At 64.3% G+C, this 19,030-nt stretch carries 18 protein-coding genes; 13 read left to right on the top strand and 5 right to left on the bottom strand.

All coding sequences use genetic code 11. The features are described from left to right. Positions 1-6 precede the first annotated feature (6 nt). From MAAFP003_RS15250 to MAAFP003_RS15205, 10 genes are all read left to right on the top strand, one after another. Positions 7-1,185 carry a cation:proton antiporter gene (locus MAAFP003_RS15250; protein WP_096288216.1) on the top strand — a complete coding sequence of 393 codons (1,179 nt, stop codon included), beginning with the start codon at positions 7-9 and terminating at the stop codon, positions 1,183-1,185. 112 nt (positions 1,186-1,297) lie between these two features. Then, positions 1,298-3,649 (top strand): heavy metal translocating P-type ATPase, encoded by a 2,352-nt coding sequence (locus MAAFP003_RS15245; RefSeq protein WP_096288214.1) that lies wholly within the window; start codon positions 1,298-1,300, stop codon positions 3,647-3,649. Positions 3,650-3,829: 180 nt separating this feature from the next. Further along, positions 3,830-4,081: a hypothetical protein gene (locus tag MAAFP003_RS15240; RefSeq protein WP_165796411.1), complete on the top strand. Its 252-nt coding sequence runs from the start codon at positions 3,830-3,832 to the stop codon at positions 4,079-4,081. 132 nt (positions 4,082-4,213) lie between these two features. Continuing rightward, the gene (locus MAAFP003_RS15235) at positions 4,214-5,209 is read left to right on the top strand and encodes an Acg family FMN-binding oxidoreductase (RefSeq protein WP_096288212.1); all 996 of its coding nucleotides are present in this window, start codon (positions 4,214-4,216) and stop codon (positions 5,207-5,209) included. A 40-nt stretch (positions 5,210-5,249) separates the two neighbouring features. Next, positions 5,250-5,825, top strand: coding sequence for an Rv1733c family protein (locus MAAFP003_RS15230; RefSeq protein WP_096288210.1), 576 nt, complete (start codon positions 5,250-5,252; stop codon positions 5,823-5,825). A gap of 41 nt (positions 5,826-5,866) precedes the next feature. Further along, the gene (locus tag MAAFP003_RS15225) at positions 5,867-6,997 is read left to right on the top strand and encodes a 4Fe-4S dicluster domain-containing protein (protein ID WP_207768539.1); all 1,131 of its coding nucleotides are present in this window, start codon (positions 5,867-5,869) and stop codon (positions 6,995-6,997) included. After that, positions 6,990-7,850, top strand: coding sequence for an FAD/NAD(P)-binding protein (locus MAAFP003_RS15220; protein WP_096288208.1), 861 nt, complete (start codon positions 6,990-6,992; stop codon positions 7,848-7,850). The genes MAAFP003_RS15225 and MAAFP003_RS15220 overlap by 8 nt, the downstream gene beginning before the upstream one ends. Further along, entirely contained in the window at positions 7,850-8,608 is a 759-nt protein-coding gene (locus MAAFP003_RS15215; protein ID WP_096288206.1) for an NADH-quinone oxidoreductase subunit B family protein, read from the top strand. The genes MAAFP003_RS15220 and MAAFP003_RS15215 overlap by 1 nt, the downstream gene beginning before the upstream one ends. Next, positions 8,605-9,897, top strand: coding sequence for a Ni/Fe hydrogenase subunit alpha (locus MAAFP003_RS15210; RefSeq protein WP_096288204.1), 1,293 nt, complete (start codon positions 8,605-8,607; stop codon positions 9,895-9,897). Before MAAFP003_RS15215 ends, MAAFP003_RS15210 begins: the two co-directional genes overlap by 4 nt. Next, positions 9,894-10,358, top strand: a complete 465-nt coding sequence (locus tag MAAFP003_RS15205) for a hydrogenase maturation protease (protein WP_096288202.1) — start codon at positions 9,894-9,896, stop codon at positions 10,356-10,358. Before MAAFP003_RS15210 ends, MAAFP003_RS15205 begins: the two co-directional genes overlap by 4 nt. On the opposite strand, the gene MAAFP003_RS15200 is transcribed toward MAAFP003_RS15205, so the two are convergent. Then, complete coding sequence (locus MAAFP003_RS15200; protein ID WP_096288200.1) at positions 10,339-10,746, bottom strand: DUF302 domain-containing protein; 408 nt, start codon at positions 10,744-10,746, stop codon at positions 10,339-10,341. The genes MAAFP003_RS15205 and MAAFP003_RS15200 overlap by 20 nt on opposite strands. An 82-nt stretch (positions 10,747-10,828) precedes the next feature. Then, a complete protein-coding gene (gene mgtA / locus MAAFP003_RS15195; RefSeq protein ID WP_096288198.1) occupies positions 10,829-13,489 on the bottom strand; it encodes a magnesium-translocating P-type ATPase in 2,661 nt (886 codons plus the stop codon). A 213-nt stretch (positions 13,490-13,702) separates the two neighbouring features. Between mgtA and MAAFP003_RS15190 the strand changes: the two genes are divergently transcribed. Genes MAAFP003_RS15190 through MAAFP003_RS15180 form a run of 3 tightly spaced genes read left to right on the top strand, consistent with a single transcriptional unit; the run spans position 13,703 to position 17,149 of the window. Next, positions 13,703-14,884, top strand: coding sequence for a site-2 protease family protein (locus MAAFP003_RS15190; protein ID WP_096288196.1), 1,182 nt, complete (start codon positions 13,703-13,705; stop codon positions 14,882-14,884). Positions 14,885-14,918: 34 nt separating this feature from the next. Then, on the top strand, positions 14,919-15,713 hold the full coding sequence (locus MAAFP003_RS15185) for a universal stress protein (protein ID WP_096288194.1): 795 nt from the start codon (positions 14,919-14,921) through the stop codon (positions 15,711-15,713). Positions 15,714-15,754: 41 nt separating this feature from the next. Further along, positions 15,755-17,149 carry a bifunctional lysylphosphatidylglycerol flippase/synthetase MprF gene (locus tag MAAFP003_RS15180; protein WP_096291178.1) on the top strand — a complete coding sequence of 465 codons (1,395 nt, stop codon included), beginning with the start codon at positions 15,755-15,757 and terminating at the stop codon, positions 17,147-17,149. A gap of 20 nt (positions 17,150-17,169) precedes the next feature. On the opposite strand, the gene MAAFP003_RS15175 is transcribed toward MAAFP003_RS15180, so the two are convergent. The 3 genes from MAAFP003_RS15175 to MAAFP003_RS15165 form a co-directional block, all read right to left on the bottom strand. Beyond that, positions 17,170-17,613 (bottom strand): pyridoxamine 5'-phosphate oxidase family protein, encoded by a 444-nt coding sequence (locus MAAFP003_RS15175; RefSeq protein WP_096288192.1) that lies wholly within the window; start codon positions 17,611-17,613, stop codon positions 17,170-17,172. A 91-nt stretch (positions 17,614-17,704) separates the two neighbouring features. Further along, the gene (locus MAAFP003_RS15170) at positions 17,705-18,682 is read right to left on the bottom strand and encodes an Acg family FMN-binding oxidoreductase (RefSeq protein ID WP_096288190.1); all 978 of its coding nucleotides are present in this window, start codon (positions 18,680-18,682) and stop codon (positions 17,705-17,707) included. Between the two features lie 87 nt (positions 18,683-18,769). After that, complete coding sequence (locus MAAFP003_RS15165) at positions 18,770-19,030, bottom strand: acyl carrier protein (protein ID WP_096288188.1); 261 nt, start codon at positions 19,028-19,030, stop codon at positions 18,770-18,772.

Here is a 19,030-nt window from a genome sequence, read left to right as displayed (position 1 = left end):
ACTGAGATGTCGGGGTTCGGCTTCGAGACGCTGGCGCTGCTGGCCGCGGTGGGTTTTGCCGGCCCGCTGGTGGCTTCGCTGCCGCGCCTGCGGATTCCGCTGATCGTCGGTGAGCTGCTCGCGGGACTCGTGCTCGGCAAAACCGGTTTCAGTGTGCTCGACGAGTCGAACCCGACCTTTCAGCTATTCGCCAACATCGGCTTCGCGCTGGTGATGTTCGTCGCGGGCACCCATGTGCCGGTGCGAAATCCTGACGTGCGCGGGGCACTGCCGCGGGCGTTGGCGCGAGCGGTGCTGTGCGGCGTCGTCGCAACGGCCCTTGGTGTGGCGTTGGCGTGGTATTTCGGTACCGGCCACGCGGCACTGTACGCCGTGCTGATGACGTCGTCATCGGCGGCGCTGGCACTACCGGTGATCGGCTCGCTGCGCCTGCAGGGGCCGTCCGTGCTCTCGCTCACGGCACAGATCGCCATCGCTGACACGGCCTGTGTCGTGTTGCTGCCCTTGGTGATCGACCTGAGCAGAGCGCCGACGGCAGCACTCGGTGCGCTGGCGATCGCGGCGTGTGCGGGACTGGTTTACCTGGTTCTACTCGCGGTCGATCGCCGGGGCTGGCGCCAGCGCGCGCACGACTTTTCCGAGGATCACAAATTCGCGCTGGAGCTGCGCACGAATCTACTGGTGTTGTTCGCACTAGCGGCACTCGCACTCAGCACCCACGTGTCGATCATGTTGGCCGGCTTCGCATTGGGATTGGTGATCGCGTCGGTGGGCGAGCCGCGACGGCTTGCGCGCCAGCTGTTCGGGATCACCGAGGGGTTCTTCGGTCCGTTGTTCTTCGTCTGGCTGGGCGCCTCGCTGCACGTGCGCGAGCTGGGCGCGCACCCGAAATTGATTCTGTTGGGCGTGGCACTGGGGCTGGGCGCCGTGTCGGCACACTGCGTGGGCAGGCTGCTCGGCCAGCCGATAAGCCTGGCCGTGCTCTCGGCCGCCCAGCTCGGTGTGCCAGTGGCCGCGGCCACGATCGGGAACCAGGAAAACCTGCTCGCGCCGGGCGAAGGTTCGGCGCTGATGCTCGGCGCCCTGCTGACGGTCGCGGCCACCTCGATCGCCGGCGCGTTGGCGGCACGGCGGCAGCCGGCGACCGGCGCGGATGGCGCAGCACCAAGCGACAAACGCGAGTAACGGACCACTACGGCCCAAAGACCCGCGACGAACGGGTATTACGGCACTTGCCAGAGAACCCGGCGACTGATCGACTTTATTCCGAAAGTCATTGTAGCCGAAGGGGTTTGTCATGGGCAGCCGTTGCGCTGGCCGCTTTATCCTTCGGGCGCGCTCGTTGGTCGAGCCAATCTTGGCGGTATTCACGTTGGCCGCCTTGGCGGCCGGTGGCGTCGCCTGGCTGGCCGGCTGGCGGGAGTTGGCCGACGGCTGCTGGATCGCCGGTACCGCCGTCGCGATCGCGCCGGCATCGGTGTGGGTGGTGTCAGGATTGCGGCGCAAGCGCGGCGGCGTTGACATTATCGCGGTGTTGTCGCTGGCCGGGAGCCTATTGGTCGGTGAGTATCTCGCCGGAGCGCTGATTGCTGTGATGATGGCGGGTGGCCGTGCGCTGGATTCGGCGGCCGAGCGTCGCGCGGCACACGATTTGCGTGCCCTGCTCGAGCGCGCCCCACGATTCGCCCGGCGACGGACGGGCACGCAGGTCACCACCATCGCTTTGGCTGACGTCAGTGCCGGCGACGTGCTGGTCGTCGGCCCCGGCGAGGTGGTGCCGGTGGACGGGCGGGTTGCCGACGCGGTGGCGGTACTCGACGAGTCCGCCCTGACGGGCGAATCGCTGCACGTCGAACGCGGCATCGGTGAGCCCGTGCGCAGCGGCGTGATCAACGCGGGCAGCCCTTTCGAACTGGATGCGACCGCAACGGCCGAGGAGAGCACGTATGCGGGCATCGTTCGATTGGCGCAACAGGCAGGTGCGCAGACCGCGCCCATTGTGCGGTTGGCAGACCGCTACGCGGCGTGGTTTCTTCCTACGGCGTTGATAGTCGCCGCCGTCGCGGGACTGGCGAGCGGTTCGGCGGTGCGCGCCGTGGCGGTGCTGGTGGTGGCGACTCCATGTCCGCTGCTGCTGGCGGCACCGGTCGCGATTGTCTCCGGGTTGTCCCGGGCAACTCGGGACGGCGTGGTCATCCGCGGCGGTGGGGTCCTGGAAAACCTCGGCCGTGCGAAAACGTTGGTGATGGACAAGACCGGCACCCTGACGGTGGGACGGCCGACGGTGGTCGACGTGATAGCCGCTCCTGGTCAGGACGCGACGTCGGTGCTGCGACTGGCCGCATCGGTCGACCAGTTTTCTCCGCACGTCCTGGCCGAGGCCATCGTCACCGAAGCGCTGCGCCGCGGCTTGCGGCTGTCGCTGCCCGTCGATGTACTCGAGCAGCCTGGCACTGGTGTCGTAGCCAGCGTCGACGGACGTCGGTTGTCTGTCGGCAAACTCCCCGCCGAGGCGGTGACCGCCGCATGGACACGCACGGTGCTCGATCGCGCTCGTCTCGACGGCTCAGCCGTCGCATGGGTCTGCACCGACAATCAGGCGTTGGGTGCTGTCTTCCTGCGAGATCCGCTGCGCCGAGAGGCGCCGCGCACCGTACGACGACTGCGCGAGGCGGGACTGAATCGGTTGATCATGCTGACCGGCGACCGATTCGAGCCCACCCGCGAGATCGCTACCGTCTTGGGACTGGACGAGGTTTTTGCCGAACAGACACCCGCCGACAAGTACGCCGCAGTGCGCGCCGAAAGTGAACGGGCGGCCACGGTGATGGTCGGTGACGGAGTAAACGACGCTCCCGCATTGGCCGCCGCCACTGTCGGGGTGGCAATGGGTGCCCGCGGCGCCACTGCCTCCTCGGAAGCCGCCGACGTGGTGCTGACCACCGATCGCATCGATCGCCTTGCCGATGCGATGGACATTGCCCGGTGGTCTCGGCGGATCGCGGTGCAAAGTGCGGTCATCGGTATGACGTTGTCCGTGCTCGCGATGGGGATTGCCGCACTGGGTTGGCTCCCGCCGGCAGCGGGCGCCCTGCTGCAAGAAGGCATTGATGTCGCGGTGATCGTCAACGCGTTGCGGGCTCTGCGAGGCAACCCGGAAACGGAGGTGCCGTTGGCCACCGGCACCGAGGAGTTGCTGCAACGCTTCTCCGCCGAACACGACGAACTGCGCGACGCCATCGGGCTGCTCCGCGACAGTGCGGATCGGCTCGTCGCGGGTCCCGACGCCGTGGCGTTGGAATCGCTTGCCGCGGCCCATGCGGTATTGATCGATCGGGTGCTGCCCCACGAATTGGCCGAGGAAACCCAGCTTTACCCGGCGCTGGCCAAGCCGTTGGGCAGCCAAGCCACCCCGACAATGAGTCGGACGCACGCCGAGATCCGTAGGCTTTCCGATCGCATCGGAACGCACCTCGCGATTGCGCAAGCAGAAGGGGAGATTCAGCCGGGGCAAGTCCATGACTTGCTCGCGTGCCTCTACGGTCTGTACACCCTGCTGCGGTTGCACTTCGTGCAGGAAGAAGAGAACTACTTCGTGCTAGCCGACGATGAGATCGGCAGTCACGAAAAGCACTGTCCAACAAGGTGATCTGTGGTCGTCGTCGAAGGACCTTGGGCCTCCCGGGTCCGGGGACCAAAGGCCCCCCAGACAGGGACTTCGGCGTGGTCCTCGATGCGACCGAAGCACCGCTGGCCGGTTTCGTTCGCCTCTATCGGCCGCATCGATCGACTGGTCGGATTGGTCTCAAGGCCGGTGGAGGAGGCTGCGATGAGATTCGTAAAGCACACGACGCATGGGGAGCGGATGTATTGCGTGACCGATCGCCTGCACGGTGGCCGTACGGTTCATGTGCACGGTGACGAGATCGCAGCCATCGTCACGAAGTGGCTGCGAGAGCTGGGTGCCTACAGTCCGCTGGTTGAGGACCTCGCGCGAGCAGCGTGCGTCGGCGACTGGTCTGCTGCCTATGCCGTGGGCAACCAGTTGTCCGTTGAAGTGACGCTTGCGTCGGCGGCCTAGCTGAACTCGGTCAGCGTGTCTCTCCCACCGGGCGTGGCACAAAGTCCCTCGGATCAAGGTCGTCATTCCCTCGTCCCGTGGCGGTAAACCCGGAATCGTTGACATCAGAATTTTCAGAAAGGGGCGACTGCCATGAATGCGCACTTTCCTGATGCGGGCACGATTCGCACGGTCCTGGCACTGGCATCTCGGGCCCCCTCCGTCCACAACACCCAACCCTGGCGGTGGCTGGTGGGCGAGCAGAGTCTGCATCTCTACTCCGACGCAACCCGGCAACTACCCAACACCGATCCGGACGGGCGCGACTTGATGTTGAGCTGCGGCGCGGCGCTGAATCACTGCGTCGTCGCATTCGCGGCGGTCGGATGGCACGCCAAAGTGTCCCGCCTGCCCAACCCGGCGGACCCGAACCACCTTGCCGCAATTGAACTTTCACAGCACACCGCTGACTCCTCCGACATTGCGCTCGCCGCGGCGATACCCCGGCGGCGAACCGACCGCCGGCACTACAGCTCCTGGCAGGTACCCGTCGGCGACATCGCGCTGATGGCGGCGCGTTCGGCGCGCCACGGTGTGACGCTGTGCCGGGTGGAAGACACCGACAAGCTGAACAAGATCGTGGCGCAGTCCGTGTGGGATCACATGAACCACGAGTATCTCGCCGAGCTCACGGAGTGGAGCGGCCGCTACGGCTCTTTAGCCGGCGTTCCGGCGCGCAACACGCCGAAGTCCGATCGTGAGGCCACGATTCCTGGCCGGTACTTCGCAGGTCCCGTACTCGCCGAGCCGCCCGGCTCGTCATCCGCCGAAGACAACGCCGTGGTTCTCGCGCTCGGAACGCGTGCCGACGACCGGTTGGCGCGGCTGCGCGCCGGCGAGGCCACCAGTGCTGTTCTGCTGACCGCTACGTCGACGGGCCTGGCCAGTTGCCCGGTGACCGAACCCCTCGAAGTCGCTGAGACACGCGAGGCGGTGCGCTCCGAGATTTTCGGGAGCGACAGCTATCCACAAATGCTGCTGCGGGTGGGCTGGGCGCCGATCAATGCGGATCCGTTGCCATCGACACCGCGGCGCGAACTCTCCGATTTCGTCGGGTGGATGTCGGACCTCGCAGATGCCGGCGAGTAGGCGCCAAACGCGAAACACTCCGTTGCGCAGGAAAGTTGAGATGGAGACATTCACGCTTGACCCGCGCCACTGGTCGGTCGCTCGCATTTTCGGCCGCAACGCGCTGCTTCGCCGATCCGACCGCATGGAAGCTTTGGTCACACTGATCGCGTTCGTTGTGTCTCTGATGGCGATTCCCTTCGCCGGAGTGGCGGCCGGCATCACCTACGGTGTTCGGGACCGGGTTTACGTCCAACAGGCGCATCAGCGTCACACGGTCACGGCAACGATTACGCAGACCTCGAACGACGATTCGGGTATCACGCTCGTGCAGGCGAAGTGGCCTGCCCCGCAGGGTGAGCGCACCGGTCAACTCGAACTTGCCGATGCTGCCGCGTTGGGCGATCGCACCACGGTTTGGGTTGATATGCATGGCGATCTCGTGACGCCGCCCACCCCGACCTGGCAGGCGGTGGGGGACGCGTTCGCCGCCGCCCTGGGGACGGTGCTGGTTATCGCTGTCGGGGTGGCAGCCCTGGTGATCAGCGTGCGTTCACGGCTCCATCGCGCCCGCGACGCCCAATGGGGTCGGGAGCTGAGTTGCCTGCAGGCAGACGGCGGCAAGACGATTCCTTGAGACGAACGCCTCTATGCACCGCAACCCACGGGACGGATGATATGTCGATGGCCGGCGAAGATTCTCAGGTCGCAGTGTTCGACGCGGCTGCATTGCATCGTCTCGTCGAGGTGCTGATCGAACGGGGCTATCGGGTGATCGGACCGACACTGCGGGACGACGCGATCGTGCTGGCAGAGCTCGAGTCGGCGAACGATCTGCCCCGTGGCTGGGGTGTAGATGTGCGCCCGGGACACTATCGGGTGCGCCGGCGCGAGGATGACGCGGCATTCGGGCATTCGGCCGGCCCCCAGTCCTGGAAACAGTTCCTTCATCCACCGCGGCAGCGACTGTGGGCCGGTACCCGGGACGGGACAAGCGTCGACGAGGACGACGAGATCCCCCGATACGCATTCCTGGGAGTGCGAGGGTGCGATCTGGCCGCGATCGCAACCCTCGGCGGCGTGCTCGGCCGTGCCGAACATCCCGACAACTCCTTTGTCCGACGCCGGCAGCGGACCTTTGTCGTCGCGGTGAATTGCACTGAGCCTGGCGGACTTTGCTTTTGCGCATCGATGGGTACCGGTCCCGCGGTCGGGTCCGGTTATGACCTCGCGCTCACGGAGCGGTTGGAGGGTGCTACTGCTTCGTATCTGGTTGACATCGGTAGCCCGCAGGGCGAAGACGTGCTCGCGCAGATACCGCATCGCTTCGCCGAAAGGCAGGAAATCGATTGTGCGCGAGCAGATGTCGAATCGGCATCTCATCGGATGGGCCGGCAGATGCCGGACGCGGACCTACGTAACCTGCTGATCGAGTCGAGAGAGTCTCCGCAGTGGGACGAAGTCGCAAGCCGCTGCCTGACGTGCGGCAATTGCACGATGGTGTGTCCGACCTGCTTTTGCACGAGCACCGAGGACGTGAGCGACCTCACCGGAGAGCATGCCGAGCGGTGGCGGCACTGGGCGTCATGTTTCGAGTTCGATTTCACCTTCATCCACGGCGGAGGCAGCGTTCGTCAGTCTGGTGCATCGCGCTACCGGCATTGGCTGACCCACAAACTGAGCACCTGGCACGACCAGTTCGGGATGTCCGGCTGTGTCGGCTGCGGAAGATGTATTGCCTGGTGTCCCACCGGGATCGACATCACCGCGGAGATGAACAAGATGGCCCGGACGGCGAACGATGACTGACACGGTGACCGGCGCTGCGCCGGCTGTACACTCCGCGATGGCGCCGGTGCCTTATCGAGTGCGCAGCCGCGTCGTGGAGAGCCCCGATTCGGCGACGCTCACGCTGGTCCCGCTCGGCGAAGCACTGCGCAGTCCGCAGCCGGGGGAATTCATGATGTTGTACGCCTTTGGTGTAGGCGAAGCGGCGATCTCGATCAGCGGTGACCCGACGGTCACCGACGGGTCGATCACCCACACCATCCGCGCCGTCGGTGCGGTCAGCCGTGCCCTGCACGACGCCGAACCCGGCGCCGTGATCGGGATACGGGGTCCGTTCGGTACGTCATGGGGATTGGCCGAGGCCGCCGGGCGAGACCTGGTCATGGTCGCCGGCGGCGTCGGATTGTGCCCACTGCGTCCCGCCGTGCTCGGGGCGCTGGCCGAGCGCACGCGCTACGGCAAAGTGACGTTGATCGCGGGCGCGCGCTCCCGAGCCGACTTCGTCTTCGCGGCCCAGCTCGAAAAGTGGGCTGCCGAACCGCAAATCGAACTGCATCTCGTCGTCGACGCGCCGACGCCCGGCTGGAAGGGCGAGGTCGGATTGGTCACCGCGCCGCTGAGCCGGTTAGAGCTGGATGCCGATCGCACCACGGCCTTTCTGTGCGGACCAGAGCCGATGCTGCGCTTCGGGGCGGCAGCACTGATCGCGAAAGGGCTGGCCGCCAAGGATATTCGCGTGTCACTGGAGCGCAACATGCAGTGCGGGGTCGGGTGGTGCGGCCATTGCCAGCTCGGTCCGCTCCTGCTGTGCCGTGATGGCCCGGTTGTCGGCTACGACGTAGCCGGACCACTGCTGGCGGTGAAGGAGCTTTGATGGCCCGAACCCGCTTGGCCGTATGGAAGTTCGCCTCGTGCGACGGTTGTCAGTTGACGCTGCTCGACTGCGAAGACGAACTCCTGACCCTCGCTGACCACGTCGAGATCGCTCACTTCGCCGAGGCCTCCAGCGCGACGGTCGGCGGCCCCTACGACGTGTCACTGGTCGAAGGCTCGATTACTACTCGACACGACGAACAACGGATCCGGGCAATCCGGGACCAATCGAAACTGCTGGTCACCATCGGCGCTTGCGCGACCGCGGGGGGAGTGCAGGCGCTGCGCAACTTTGGCGACATCGCCGAGTTCACCTCGGTCGTCTATGCCAACCCGGAGTACATCGACACACTGGCCACCTCCACGCCCGCATCGGCACACGTCGAGGTGGACTACCAGCTGCCGGGGTGCCCGATCGACCGCGGACAGCTGCTCGACACTCTCGCGGCGCTGCTGATCGGGCGCAAGCCGCGACTGCCGGCCAAAACGGTATGCACCGAGTGCAAATTGCGCGGGGTGACATGCGTTATCGTCGCCGACGGTACCCCGTGTCTCGGACCAGTCACCCACGCCGGCTGCGGAGCACTGTGCCCGCGACATCGTCGCGGCTGCTATGGCTGTTTCGGGCCGTCCGCGGCGCCCAAGACCGCTACGCTCATTCCACTGCTGCGCCGCGACGGTATGTCCGACGCAGACGTCGACCGGGTTTTCTCGACATTCAATGTCGCCAGTTTCGCCGCCGAGCGGAGCAAGGAATGACACCACCAACCCGCAGTCTGCGGGTCGACGCGCTGACGCGGGTGGAAGGCGAAGGCGCACTGAATATTTCGCTCAGGGCTGGCGAGCTCGAGAGCGTGCAGCTCAATATCTATGAACCGCCCCGGTTCTTCGAGGCGTTCTTGCGTGGGCGCGCCTATACGGAGCCGCCGGACCTGACCGCCCGGGTTTGTGGAATCTGTCCCGTGGCCTATCAAGTCAGTGCATGTAATGCGATCGAAGACGCGTGCGGCGTCCAGGTGGATGAGGATATCGTCGCGCTGCGGCGGTTGCTGTACTGCGGCGAGTGGATCAACAGCCACGCGCTGCACATCTACCTGCTGCATGCGCCGGACTTCCTCGGCTACTCCGACATCGTGGGCATGGCACGCGATCACCCGGCGGCCGTGGAGCGGGGTCTGGCCCTGAAGAAGGCCGGCAACCGGTTGATGGAGTTCGTCGGCGGTCGCGCCATACACCCGGTGAACGTCCGGCTGGGCGGCTTCTATTCCGTGCCAACGCGGTTGGAGTTCGCGCCGATCGCTGAGCAGTTGCGCCGAGCGCTGGACGACGCACTGGCCACCGTCGAGTGGGTATCGCGCTTTGAGTTCCCCGACCTGGAAGTTGAACACGAGTTTCTGGCACTCACGGCGACAGGCCGGTACCCGATCGAAAACGGTGCCATCGCGCGCAGCGTGGGCTTGCCCTTTCCGGTTGCCGATTTCACCAGCCACATCGCCGAAGCTCAGGTGCCTCATTCCACGGCGCTGCACGCGACCCTCGATGGCGGTCGCTACCTGACCGGGCCGTTGGCGCGATACTCGTTGAACTCGTCGGCACTATCGGTGGTCGCTGCCCAGGCGGCTGCAAGCGCCGGACTACCGCCGGAATGTCGAAATCCTTTTCGCAGCATAGTCGTCCGCGCCGTCGAAGTGGTGTATGCGATCGAAGAGGCGTTACGGATAATCGCCGAGTATCAGCGTCCGGCACACCCTTTTGTTGACGTTGGAGCCCGCAGTGGTATCGGACACGGGGTCAGCGAGGCGCCTCGCGGCCTGCTCTATCACCGATATGAGATCGACACGGATGGACTTGTTGCCGCCGCGACCATGATTCCGCCAACGTCGCAGAACCAAGCGGCCATCGAGGCCGACTTGGGCCGCGCCGTCTTCGACAATCTGTCCCTTGACGATGCCGCGCTGACCATGCTGTGCGAGAAAGTAATCCGCAGCTACGACCCCTGCATCTCTTGCTCGACGCACTTCTTGACGCTTCGGGTTGAGCATCATTGACCGGCGAGGTGGTCGTTGTCGGCCTCGGTAACATCCTTCGCAAGGACGACGCGGTGGGCATCGTCGCCGCTGTGGCGCTCAAAGACCTTGACTTGCCCGGTGTTTGCGTAGTAGCCGGCGTTGCGGAGCCGCTGAGCCTGCTCGATGCGTGGTCGGGGGCGCGGCTTGCCGTAGTGATCGACGGCACGGTTTCGTCGCCGCCAACGCCGGGCTACATCCGCCGCTGCTCGGTCGGTGATGTGGTCGACTCTTGCGGCGCATTGAGTTCGCACACGGTGGATATCGGCCGCACTTACGCGCTCGGTAAGGCGCTTGGAAATCGAGTACCCGACGAGCTTGTCGTGTTCACCATCGACATCGCGGCTACCGATCACGGCATCGGTTTGACTCCACAGGTCGCGCGTGCCATTCCGGACGTGATCGGAATGGCAGTAGACGAAATCAACCGCAACTGGCATTGAGCGAGGCGATGGCGGCGCCCAGCTTGGCGGTGACCTCGTCGGCGATCGCGATGAGCGCCGATTCGCCGGTTACCTCCAGTAAAAGCCTCGGATCCATCGCCTCGACGATTATCGTGCCTGGGTTGCTTTGGTCGGCACGCAGCAGGATATTGCAGGGAAGTAGCAGTCCAATCTCTCGATCGATATTGATCGCTTGGTACGCCAAAGCCGGGTGACACGCACCGAGTATCAGATAATCCTCAATCTCCACGCCGAGCTTGGTATTGAGCGTTGCTTTGATGTCGATTTCGGTTAGCACGCCAAACCCCTGTTGCGCAAGGGCTTCTCGGGCGTATTTGACCGCGCGCTCAAAGTCCGTATTCAGGTGCGTCGATAGCGCGATGCTCATAGCAAACATCCGATCGTTTGCAGACCGGCCACGGTAGGGGCGAAAGTCCCGAGACCGTGGATTTCGAGCATCACTGCGCCGCTTAGCCGGTCGGCGATGGCAGTGGGCCCGAATGGCTGAAGCGGGCAGCTCGCCGGTGAATGCGGTGGGCCGTTCCCCGGGTCCGCAGCAGCCGGTCCCCGATGTGCGTCGGACTCGAATAGAACCATTTCTTGGTGATCTCCACGAGGACCATGTAGGTGAGGGTGAGTCCTAGCAGCGCAGCGAAGAATTGCCACGGCAGCGCCCGAAATCCAAGGTTGGCGGCGAGCGGCGACACCGTCAGGATCACGCCGAGCGCGACTATCGACAAAGTGGCGGCGGTGAGTAATCCGCCCGGTCTGCTGCGCAGAAACGGCACCCGCCTGGTGCGAATCGCGAAGATGATGAGCGTTTGGGTAGCAAGGGATTCCACGAACCAGCCGGTGCGAAACTCGATCGGCCCCGCATTCAAGACGCCAAGCATGAGGCCGAAGGTGAGGAAGTCGAACAACGAACTGATCGGCCCGAACGACAGCATGAACCGTCGGATAAACGCGATGTTCCAGTGTGCGGGTGCGTGTAACTGCTCTTCGTCCACCCGGTCGGTGGGAATCGCGAGCTGGGAGGTGTCGTAGAGCAGATTGTTGAGCAAGATCTGGCTCGGCAGCATCGGCAGGAACGAAAGAACGGCCGACGCCGCGGCCGCGCTGAACATGTTGCCGAAATTACTTGAGGTGCCCATCAATACGTATTTGATCGTGTTGGCGAAGATACGCCGGCCCTCGGCGACACCGTCGGCCAGCACGCCGAGGTCCTTCTCCAGGAGGACCACGTCGGCGGCGTCCTTGGCGACATCGGTGGCCGTATCGACCGAGATGCCGACGTCCGCCGAATGAAGGGCCAGGGCGTCGTTCACTCCGTCCCCGAGAAAACCGACCGATCGCTGGGAATTGCGCAACGACGAAATAACGCGGGCTTTCTGCTCCGGTGAGATGCGTGCGAAGATCGTGTGGTTGCGCGCCGCCACGGTGAGTTCTTCGTCACTGAGCTGCTGCAACTCGGCGCCGCTGATCGTGCCCTTCGACGGTAATCCGATGTCGTTGCAGACCTTTTCGGCGACACTGGCGTTGTCGCCGGTGGCCACTTTTACCTCGATGCCCAGCGCCTTGAGTCGTGACAATGATTCATGCACGTCGGCTTTAGGATTGTCCGCGAAGACCAGGAAGCCCTCGAGTGTCAAAGCCGCCTCGTCGGCTACGCACAACGTCTCCTGACCCGGCGCCGGTTTACTGGCTATCGCCACGACCCGACGTCCGTCGGCAAACAACCGCGTCAAGGTCCGGTGCGCGGCTTCGGTGACGTCGTCGCAGCGTGCCATGACCTGTTCGGGTGCGCCCTTTACCACGATGCGCCTACCACCTTCGCCATCGACGAGCGCCGAGGTGGCCCGTCGGGTGTGATCGAAGGGCAACGTCGCCAAGCGGGTGACCCCGGCGATGGGGGGCCGATCACGCCACAGGGCGGCGTCGAGATCGTTCGCGCTTACCCCGCCTGCCGACGGGTCCACATCGGCGGCGAGTAAGCCGGAACCCAGCACCGAGTCTGCGTGGGTACCGCGGACATCGACGGCGTCGATCAAGTCGAGGCGGCCATCGGTCAGCGTGCCGGTTTTGTCCGTGATCAATATGTCGATGTCGCCGAGGTCCTCGATGCACACGAGGCGCTTCACCAGGACCTTCAGACGGGCCAGCCGTCGTGAACCCGAGGCCAGGCTCGTGCTGACGACAGCGGGAAGCAATTGGGGCGTGATGCCGACCGCGATTGCCAATCCGAACAGCGCCGCATCGATCAGCGGCCGTCGCAGGAGCAGATTGCTGACGATGATGATGACGGTAAGTGTCAACGCGACTTTCAGAAGCAGATAGGAGAAGCGTCGCAGTCCCTGCTGAAAGTCGGTCTCCGGCTGGCGCGAGCCCAAGCCGACTGCTATGCGACCGAATTCGGCGGCGGCGCCCGTCGCGAAGATCACGCCTGTCGCCTCACCCGCACTGACCACGGTGCCCATGAACGCCAAACTGGATGCGTCGGTGATGGTTGCATCCGGTGCGGCGGGCTCCGCCGACTTCTCCGACGGCGCCGATTCGCCGGTGAGGATGCTTTCGTTGCACTCAAGTCCGTTCACCGTGATCAGTCGCACGTCGGCCGGCACCAGTTCGCCGAGTTGGAGGCGGATGACGTCCCCGGGGACCAGAGCGGTGACGTCGACACGACCGAACTGGCCGTCGCGGCGAACCACAGCGGTATGACGGACCCGCTCGTGCAGAGCGGCCGCTGCCCGTTCCGCGCGGTATTCGTTGAAGAACGAAAGGCCAACGCTGATGAACAAAATGATGCCGATGATGATGGCTTGTGTTCCGTCGCCCAGGAAGAAGGACAGTATCGCGGTCACCGCCAAGAGCACCAACACCGCGTTATTCAACTGACGGCCAAGCACTGCCAGAGCGCTGACTCGGTGAGTCCGAACCGAATTCGGTCCGATTGATGCCAGCCTGGTATCCGCCTCGATTGAGGAGAGCCCCTCTTGAGAGGTATGCAACGAGCCCATCACGTCGGTAAGCGGTGCGCTCGCGACGTCCTGCAGCGATCGGGCGGAGAACTCAGGGACATCGCCGAGAGCCGACCCGTTGGTTCTACCCGCGTAGCCGGCATGACAGGTGCCCATGTGTCCACAATGGCCGCTGCACCGGTGCCGCTGTAGCGCCGGAAGGCCGGTTACCTCTCGCTGAAAGTCACTAGGTGCTAGGGCATTAAGTCCCTAGTTCAGCCACATGGGACTTCGGTCCCTTTTCAAACGCGTGCGAAGACGATCGGATGAAGTCCGGAGGTCCGCTGGCCGACCTTCGAGTCATGCGATACACACGCTTTCGGAGGTTCGGTGTCTGAGGCAATTCCGTTGGGACGATTTGCGGGTTTCCCGGTGCGGGTTCATTGGAGCGTGATTGTGATCCTGTGGCTGTTCACCTGGAGCCTGGCGACCACATTGCCCCACACCGTTGCAGGATATTCGCGGCCGGCTTACTGGTTGGCCGGAGCGTGCGGCGCGGTGGTACTGCTGGCTTCGCTGTTGGCCCACGAACTCGCCCACGCGGTGTTGGCCCGTCGCTGCGGGGTGCCCGTCGATGACGTCACACTATGGCTTTTCGGCGGTGTGACGAGCTTGCAAGGAGAGGCGAAGAGTCCGAAGGCCGCCTTTCGCATCGCATTGGCGGGCCCAGCCACCAGCCTGGTCCTGTCGGCGGTGTTCGGAGGGATCGCGGTGGCGCTGTCGACCCTGCACGCCCCGACGATCATCGGCAGCGTCGCCTGGTGGCTGGCCAGCATCAACTTGCTGCTCGCACTGTTCAACCTGTTGCCCGGTGCCCCGCTGGACGGTGGGCGGTTGGTGCGCGCCTACTTGTGGCACCGCCACGGCGACAGTGTGCGCGCGGCCATCGGCGCGGCACGTGCCGGACGAGTGGTCGCAATCGTCCTGATTGTGTTGGGGCTGGCTGAGTTTCTCGCTGGTGGCATGATCGGTGGCGTCTGGCTGGCATTCATCGGCTGGTTCATCTTCGTCGCCGCTCGAGAAGAAGAGGCGCAGGCGACCAGTCAGCAGATCTTCGCGGGAGTGCGCGTTGCCGAGGTGATGACCCCGCAGCCGCATACCGCTCCCGGATGGATAACGGTCGAAGATTTCATCCAGCGTTATGTGCTCGGCGATCGCCACTCGGCGTACCCGGTTGCCGACCCGAACGGATCGATCACCGGCTTGGTCACGTTGCGGCAGTTGCGCGAACTCGCACCCCAGCAGCGCACCACCACGAGCGTCGGCGCGATCGCCCTTCCGTTGCAGAGCGTACCGACTGCCACTCCGCAAGAGCCGCTTCAAGATCTGTTGCGTCGGATGGCGCCCGCCGGTCCTCGCAGTCGCGCTCTGGTCGTAGACGCAGGCACGGTCGTCGGCATCGTCACGCCAAGTGATGTGGCACGCCTGATCGAGGTCTATCGGCTAGCCCGGCCGACAACGGACGGGGTCGCCGATCAGCACGACGTGGGTAGTTATTCCGGCGCTGGGTAAGCCGGCATTGGTGGCTGGGGAAGGAATAGGGACCATGAAACCAATCGTCGTGGGTATCGACGGTTCATCGGCCGCGATCGCCGCCGCGATCTGGGCTGTCGATGAGGCCATCGAGCGCGCCGTCCCGCTCCGGCTGATCTCGGTCATCAAGCAGACGCACTCATCGCCGGACGACTACGCCCGCGATCTCGAGCACGCCGAGAAATCGCTTCGTGACGCACAATCCGCGATCGAGGCGGGCCAGAAGCCTGTCAAAATCGAAACCGACATTCCGCGCGGACCGGCTGGATCGGTGATGGTGGAGGCGTCGCGCGATGCCGAGCTGATCTGCGTCGGTTCGACAGGCATCGGGCGCTACGCCCGCGCCCTCTTAGGCTCCACGGCAACGGAACTCGCCGAAAAGGCCCACTGCTCCGTTGCGGTGTTGCGGACGGATCCGGACCAACCGCCACCCGACATCAACTGGATCGTGGTGCGGATGACCGACGCACCCGGCAACGACCGCATCATCGAGTGCGCTGCGTGGGAGGCGAAATTGCGCACGGCGCCCTTGTTGGTCCTCGGGGGGCGGCCCGAAGACCTGACCGAGCAAGCCGACGGCGCTTTCGAACGGCGAGTACAGGATTGGCAGCGCCGTCATCCCGAGGTGCGCGTATACCCGATTACCACCAAGTACGCCATCGCCAGCTTCCTGCGCGTCAACGAGGAGCGAGTGCAACTCGCCGTGATCGGCGCCGCCGAGGCCGCTGCGCTGGCGCAACTGGTAGGCCCCTCCGGGCACCCGCTCTTCCATCACGCCGAATGTTCAGTTCTCGTCGTTCGCGAATAGGGCCGCCAGTGAAGATCAAGCACCGAAGTGGTGACGCTGCAATGGTGAACGCCGGCGAGCGGGTGCTGGTCAAAAGCGATGTTCGGATGGGCCGCTTGGTCTGCGGGTTGACGATGCTGGGTGTCGTGGCGTGGACGGCGGCGCTGGTCGTCAGTGACCACTTCGGTTACCGCCCGGTCGCGCCCGGCCGATTCGGTTGGTCACTTGCGTTACTTGCCGCGGTGGCATTGATTGCGCGAGGGGTTTTTCTCGGCCGTCCGGTGACGAGTAGGCATGCGATGGCCGCGGCGGCGAGCGTGTGTTTAGGTCTCGGTGCGCATTTCTTGTCATACGGGGCCCTGGGCAACATTCTGCTGGGTGGCAGTGGACTCGCTCTGATGTGGCCCGCGACGGCACGAGCACAGCCCGAGTTGTTGCCTCAGGTGTGGACTCTCGTGGACGCCACGCACGGAGATCCCTTGGCGCCATTCGCCATGCACTCGAGCAAGAGCTATTACTTCAACCTCGACAAGACCGCGGCTATCGCCTATCGCACCCGGCTTGGGTTCGCCGTAGTCAGCGGCGACCCGATCGGTGACGATATCCAATTCCAGGCGTTGGTGGATGATTTCACCCACATGTGCCGCAGTCGGGGCTGGCGGATCGTCGTATTAGCCTGTGGTGAACGGCATCTGAAACTTTGGCGTACGAAGACGGGTGGACGGCTGAAGCTCGAGGTCCCGATCGGGCGCGATGTCGTCGTTGACGTTCGTCACTTCACCCTGAAGGGGAGACGCTTTCGTAACCTGCGGCAAGGTGTGCAGCGCACCCACAACTACGGCATTACCACCGAAATCGTTGACGAGCAGGAGATTTGCGGCCGGCTGGTCGACGAACTGACCGAGGTCCTGTACGCCGCGCATCACGCGGCCGGTACCGAGCGCGGGTTCTGTATGACTCTGGACGCAGCCTTGCAGGGCCGATTCCCGGGGATCAAGTTGGCGATCGCCCGGGACCGCGACGGTCGGGTAGTGGCTTTTCACCGATATGCGACCGCCGGGCGCGGAACGGAAGTAAGTCTCGATGTGCCGTACCGTCAACCGGACGCTCCCAACGGCGTGGACGAGCGACTCACCGTCGACATGATTACCGCGGCGAAAAGTCAGAATGCAGAAAGGCTTTCGCTCGCGTTCGCAGCGTTTCCGGAAATTTTCCAAGCCGCCCATCCCGGCGGGATGCAGCGGGTCGCGTACCGGTTGATTCATCTGCTGGACCCATTTATCCGGCTCGAGTCCTTATACCGGTATCTCCGCAAGTACCACTCGCTGGGCGAGCGTCGATACGTCCTGCTGCGCGCCGGCCATATTCCCGCGGCGCTGCCGGTATTGCTGTCGCTGGAGTTCACACCGCGGCCGCACCACGCGCGGCCAGTTCGAACCGGCGTCGTGCGACGTTAGCAGCAGCTCCGCGAGCTCGGTCAGATGTGAATGGACTGTTCCCTCGGCGGAGAGCCGAATTGGAAACGCCGGCCCGTCACCATCTCCGGAATCACCCGTACATAGTGCGACTTCTCGGAAGTCGTCCACGGCAATACCTGAGCCCGCTGCGCATCCGCGATCTCCTCGTCGCTGCGAAGAGAGCGTGCGGTGCCGCGCACGATCACGCTCCAGCCCCCGGCGACATTATGGTCGTCGACCTCGAACACCACCTCGTTGTTTATCGCGGCGCTGACCAGCTTCGTGCCCGGCGCGGTACGAAACAGGATCGTTCGCCGCTGGACGGCATAGTTGACCGGAAAGATCTGCGGCCGGCCATCCACGCTCGTGACCAGCCGTCCCAGCGTGGCACTTGAGAGCAGATCCCAACACTCGTGCGCAGGCAAGACGATGGCGCCGTCATCGGTTTGCGTTTGATTCGTCATGGGGACGACCTTATTGACGAAAACCGTCGATCTCGCCTGCCGAAGGTCCTGCCCCGCCGGGACCAAAGTTGGTCGACCTCCGGACGTGCGCCTAGTGAACCCTCAAGACGTCGGGTAGCGGGCGCCGCGGCGTGGGGGCGGCCGGACGATCCATCAGCGGCGCTATCCCGACTCTGATCAGGACCTGGGGCTCACCGGACTGGCCGATCAGGTCGCGAACGATATCGCGGCTTTCGTCCAGCTCGATGAGGTGGGTCAGCGGGCAGGTCGCCATGCCGACCATGGTGCATTCGAGCAGTACGGTCGACAACACTTCGCCGGATCTCAACCAGTCCGCTCGGGTGTCCCCGTCGGTGGAGAGGACGAGAATTTTGGACCAGTCGGCCTCGACCTCCGGGCGCCGATCGGTATGGATCCTGACGGGAAATTCCCGTCCTACGTCTACGCGGAGGTGTTCTTTATCGGATGCCAGCGCGCTAGGAGGGATGCCCTCGCCGACCGCATAAGGCGTTGTCCACCAATCTAGTTCGGCTTGATAGAGCCAATCGTCGTTACGAATGTCTTCGGTGAGTTTCGCCGCTTCGGCCAGCCGTGGTCGCGAGTCATCGCCGAGCACATGCAGGTCCACTCCTCTGTCATCGACGGCGTCGTATAGTGCGCGTTCGAAGAAATCCCAATATGCCGGTTGTCGGAGTGGAAGCCGATCGGCTCTGCGCTGCAGAATCGCCAGGGCGCGCTCACGCTGAGCTCGGGTGACGTGTGCGGCGGGGCTGAATTTCATCGATGCGAGCTCATCGGGATCGGTTTTGTCAGGGAACCGCTTGATGACCGGTTGCCAGCCGGCCGCCAGCATGGCGATACGAAGGTGATCCAGCACCGCACCGCAACTGATGAGCGCGTCGCGATCGAAGCTGTCTGTGCCAGGGACTGTGCGGTGACGATCGATGAACAAGTGCAGCACACCGCCTTCCGCCACCCATCGCCAAGGCTGGCTGTTATGCACGGACGGAGCCCGGCACGCCAATTGCACCGCTCTTTTCAACACCTGGGTATCCAGCGGCGGATGCATGACGTCAACCCCTCGTCCATGTTGTGACTCGACACCGACGCTAGGTGTCGTCGGGCTTAACGCCTAGGGCCGTATGTCCCTGCGGTACTAGGCCGTCGGACTGCTCTGCCGGTTCTTTTCCACGTAGCTGACCACGTCGGACAGGGTCCGCAGCGATGCATAGTCGGATTCGGGGATATCCACGCGCAACCGGTGATGGATGCCGCGGAGAAAATTCAGCCAGTCCATGGAGTCAAGATCGACTTGGTCCCGGAGCAGGACGTCGTCGCGAATGTCGTCCGCGTCGATTTCCGGAGCGATCGTGGTCAGCACCGCCAGAACCGTGCCGCGGGTGTCCTCGTTAGTCAT

Origin of the sequence: Mycobacterium ahvazicum (genome assembly GCF_900176255.2) — a bacterium.
In the GTDB taxonomy this organism is placed as follows: Bacteria; Actinomycetota; Actinomycetes; order Mycobacteriales; family Mycobacteriaceae; genus Mycobacterium; species Mycobacterium ahvazicum.
The sequence above is the reverse complement of the archived record's forward strand: the minus strand, read 5'-3'. Positions and strand labels throughout refer to the sequence as shown.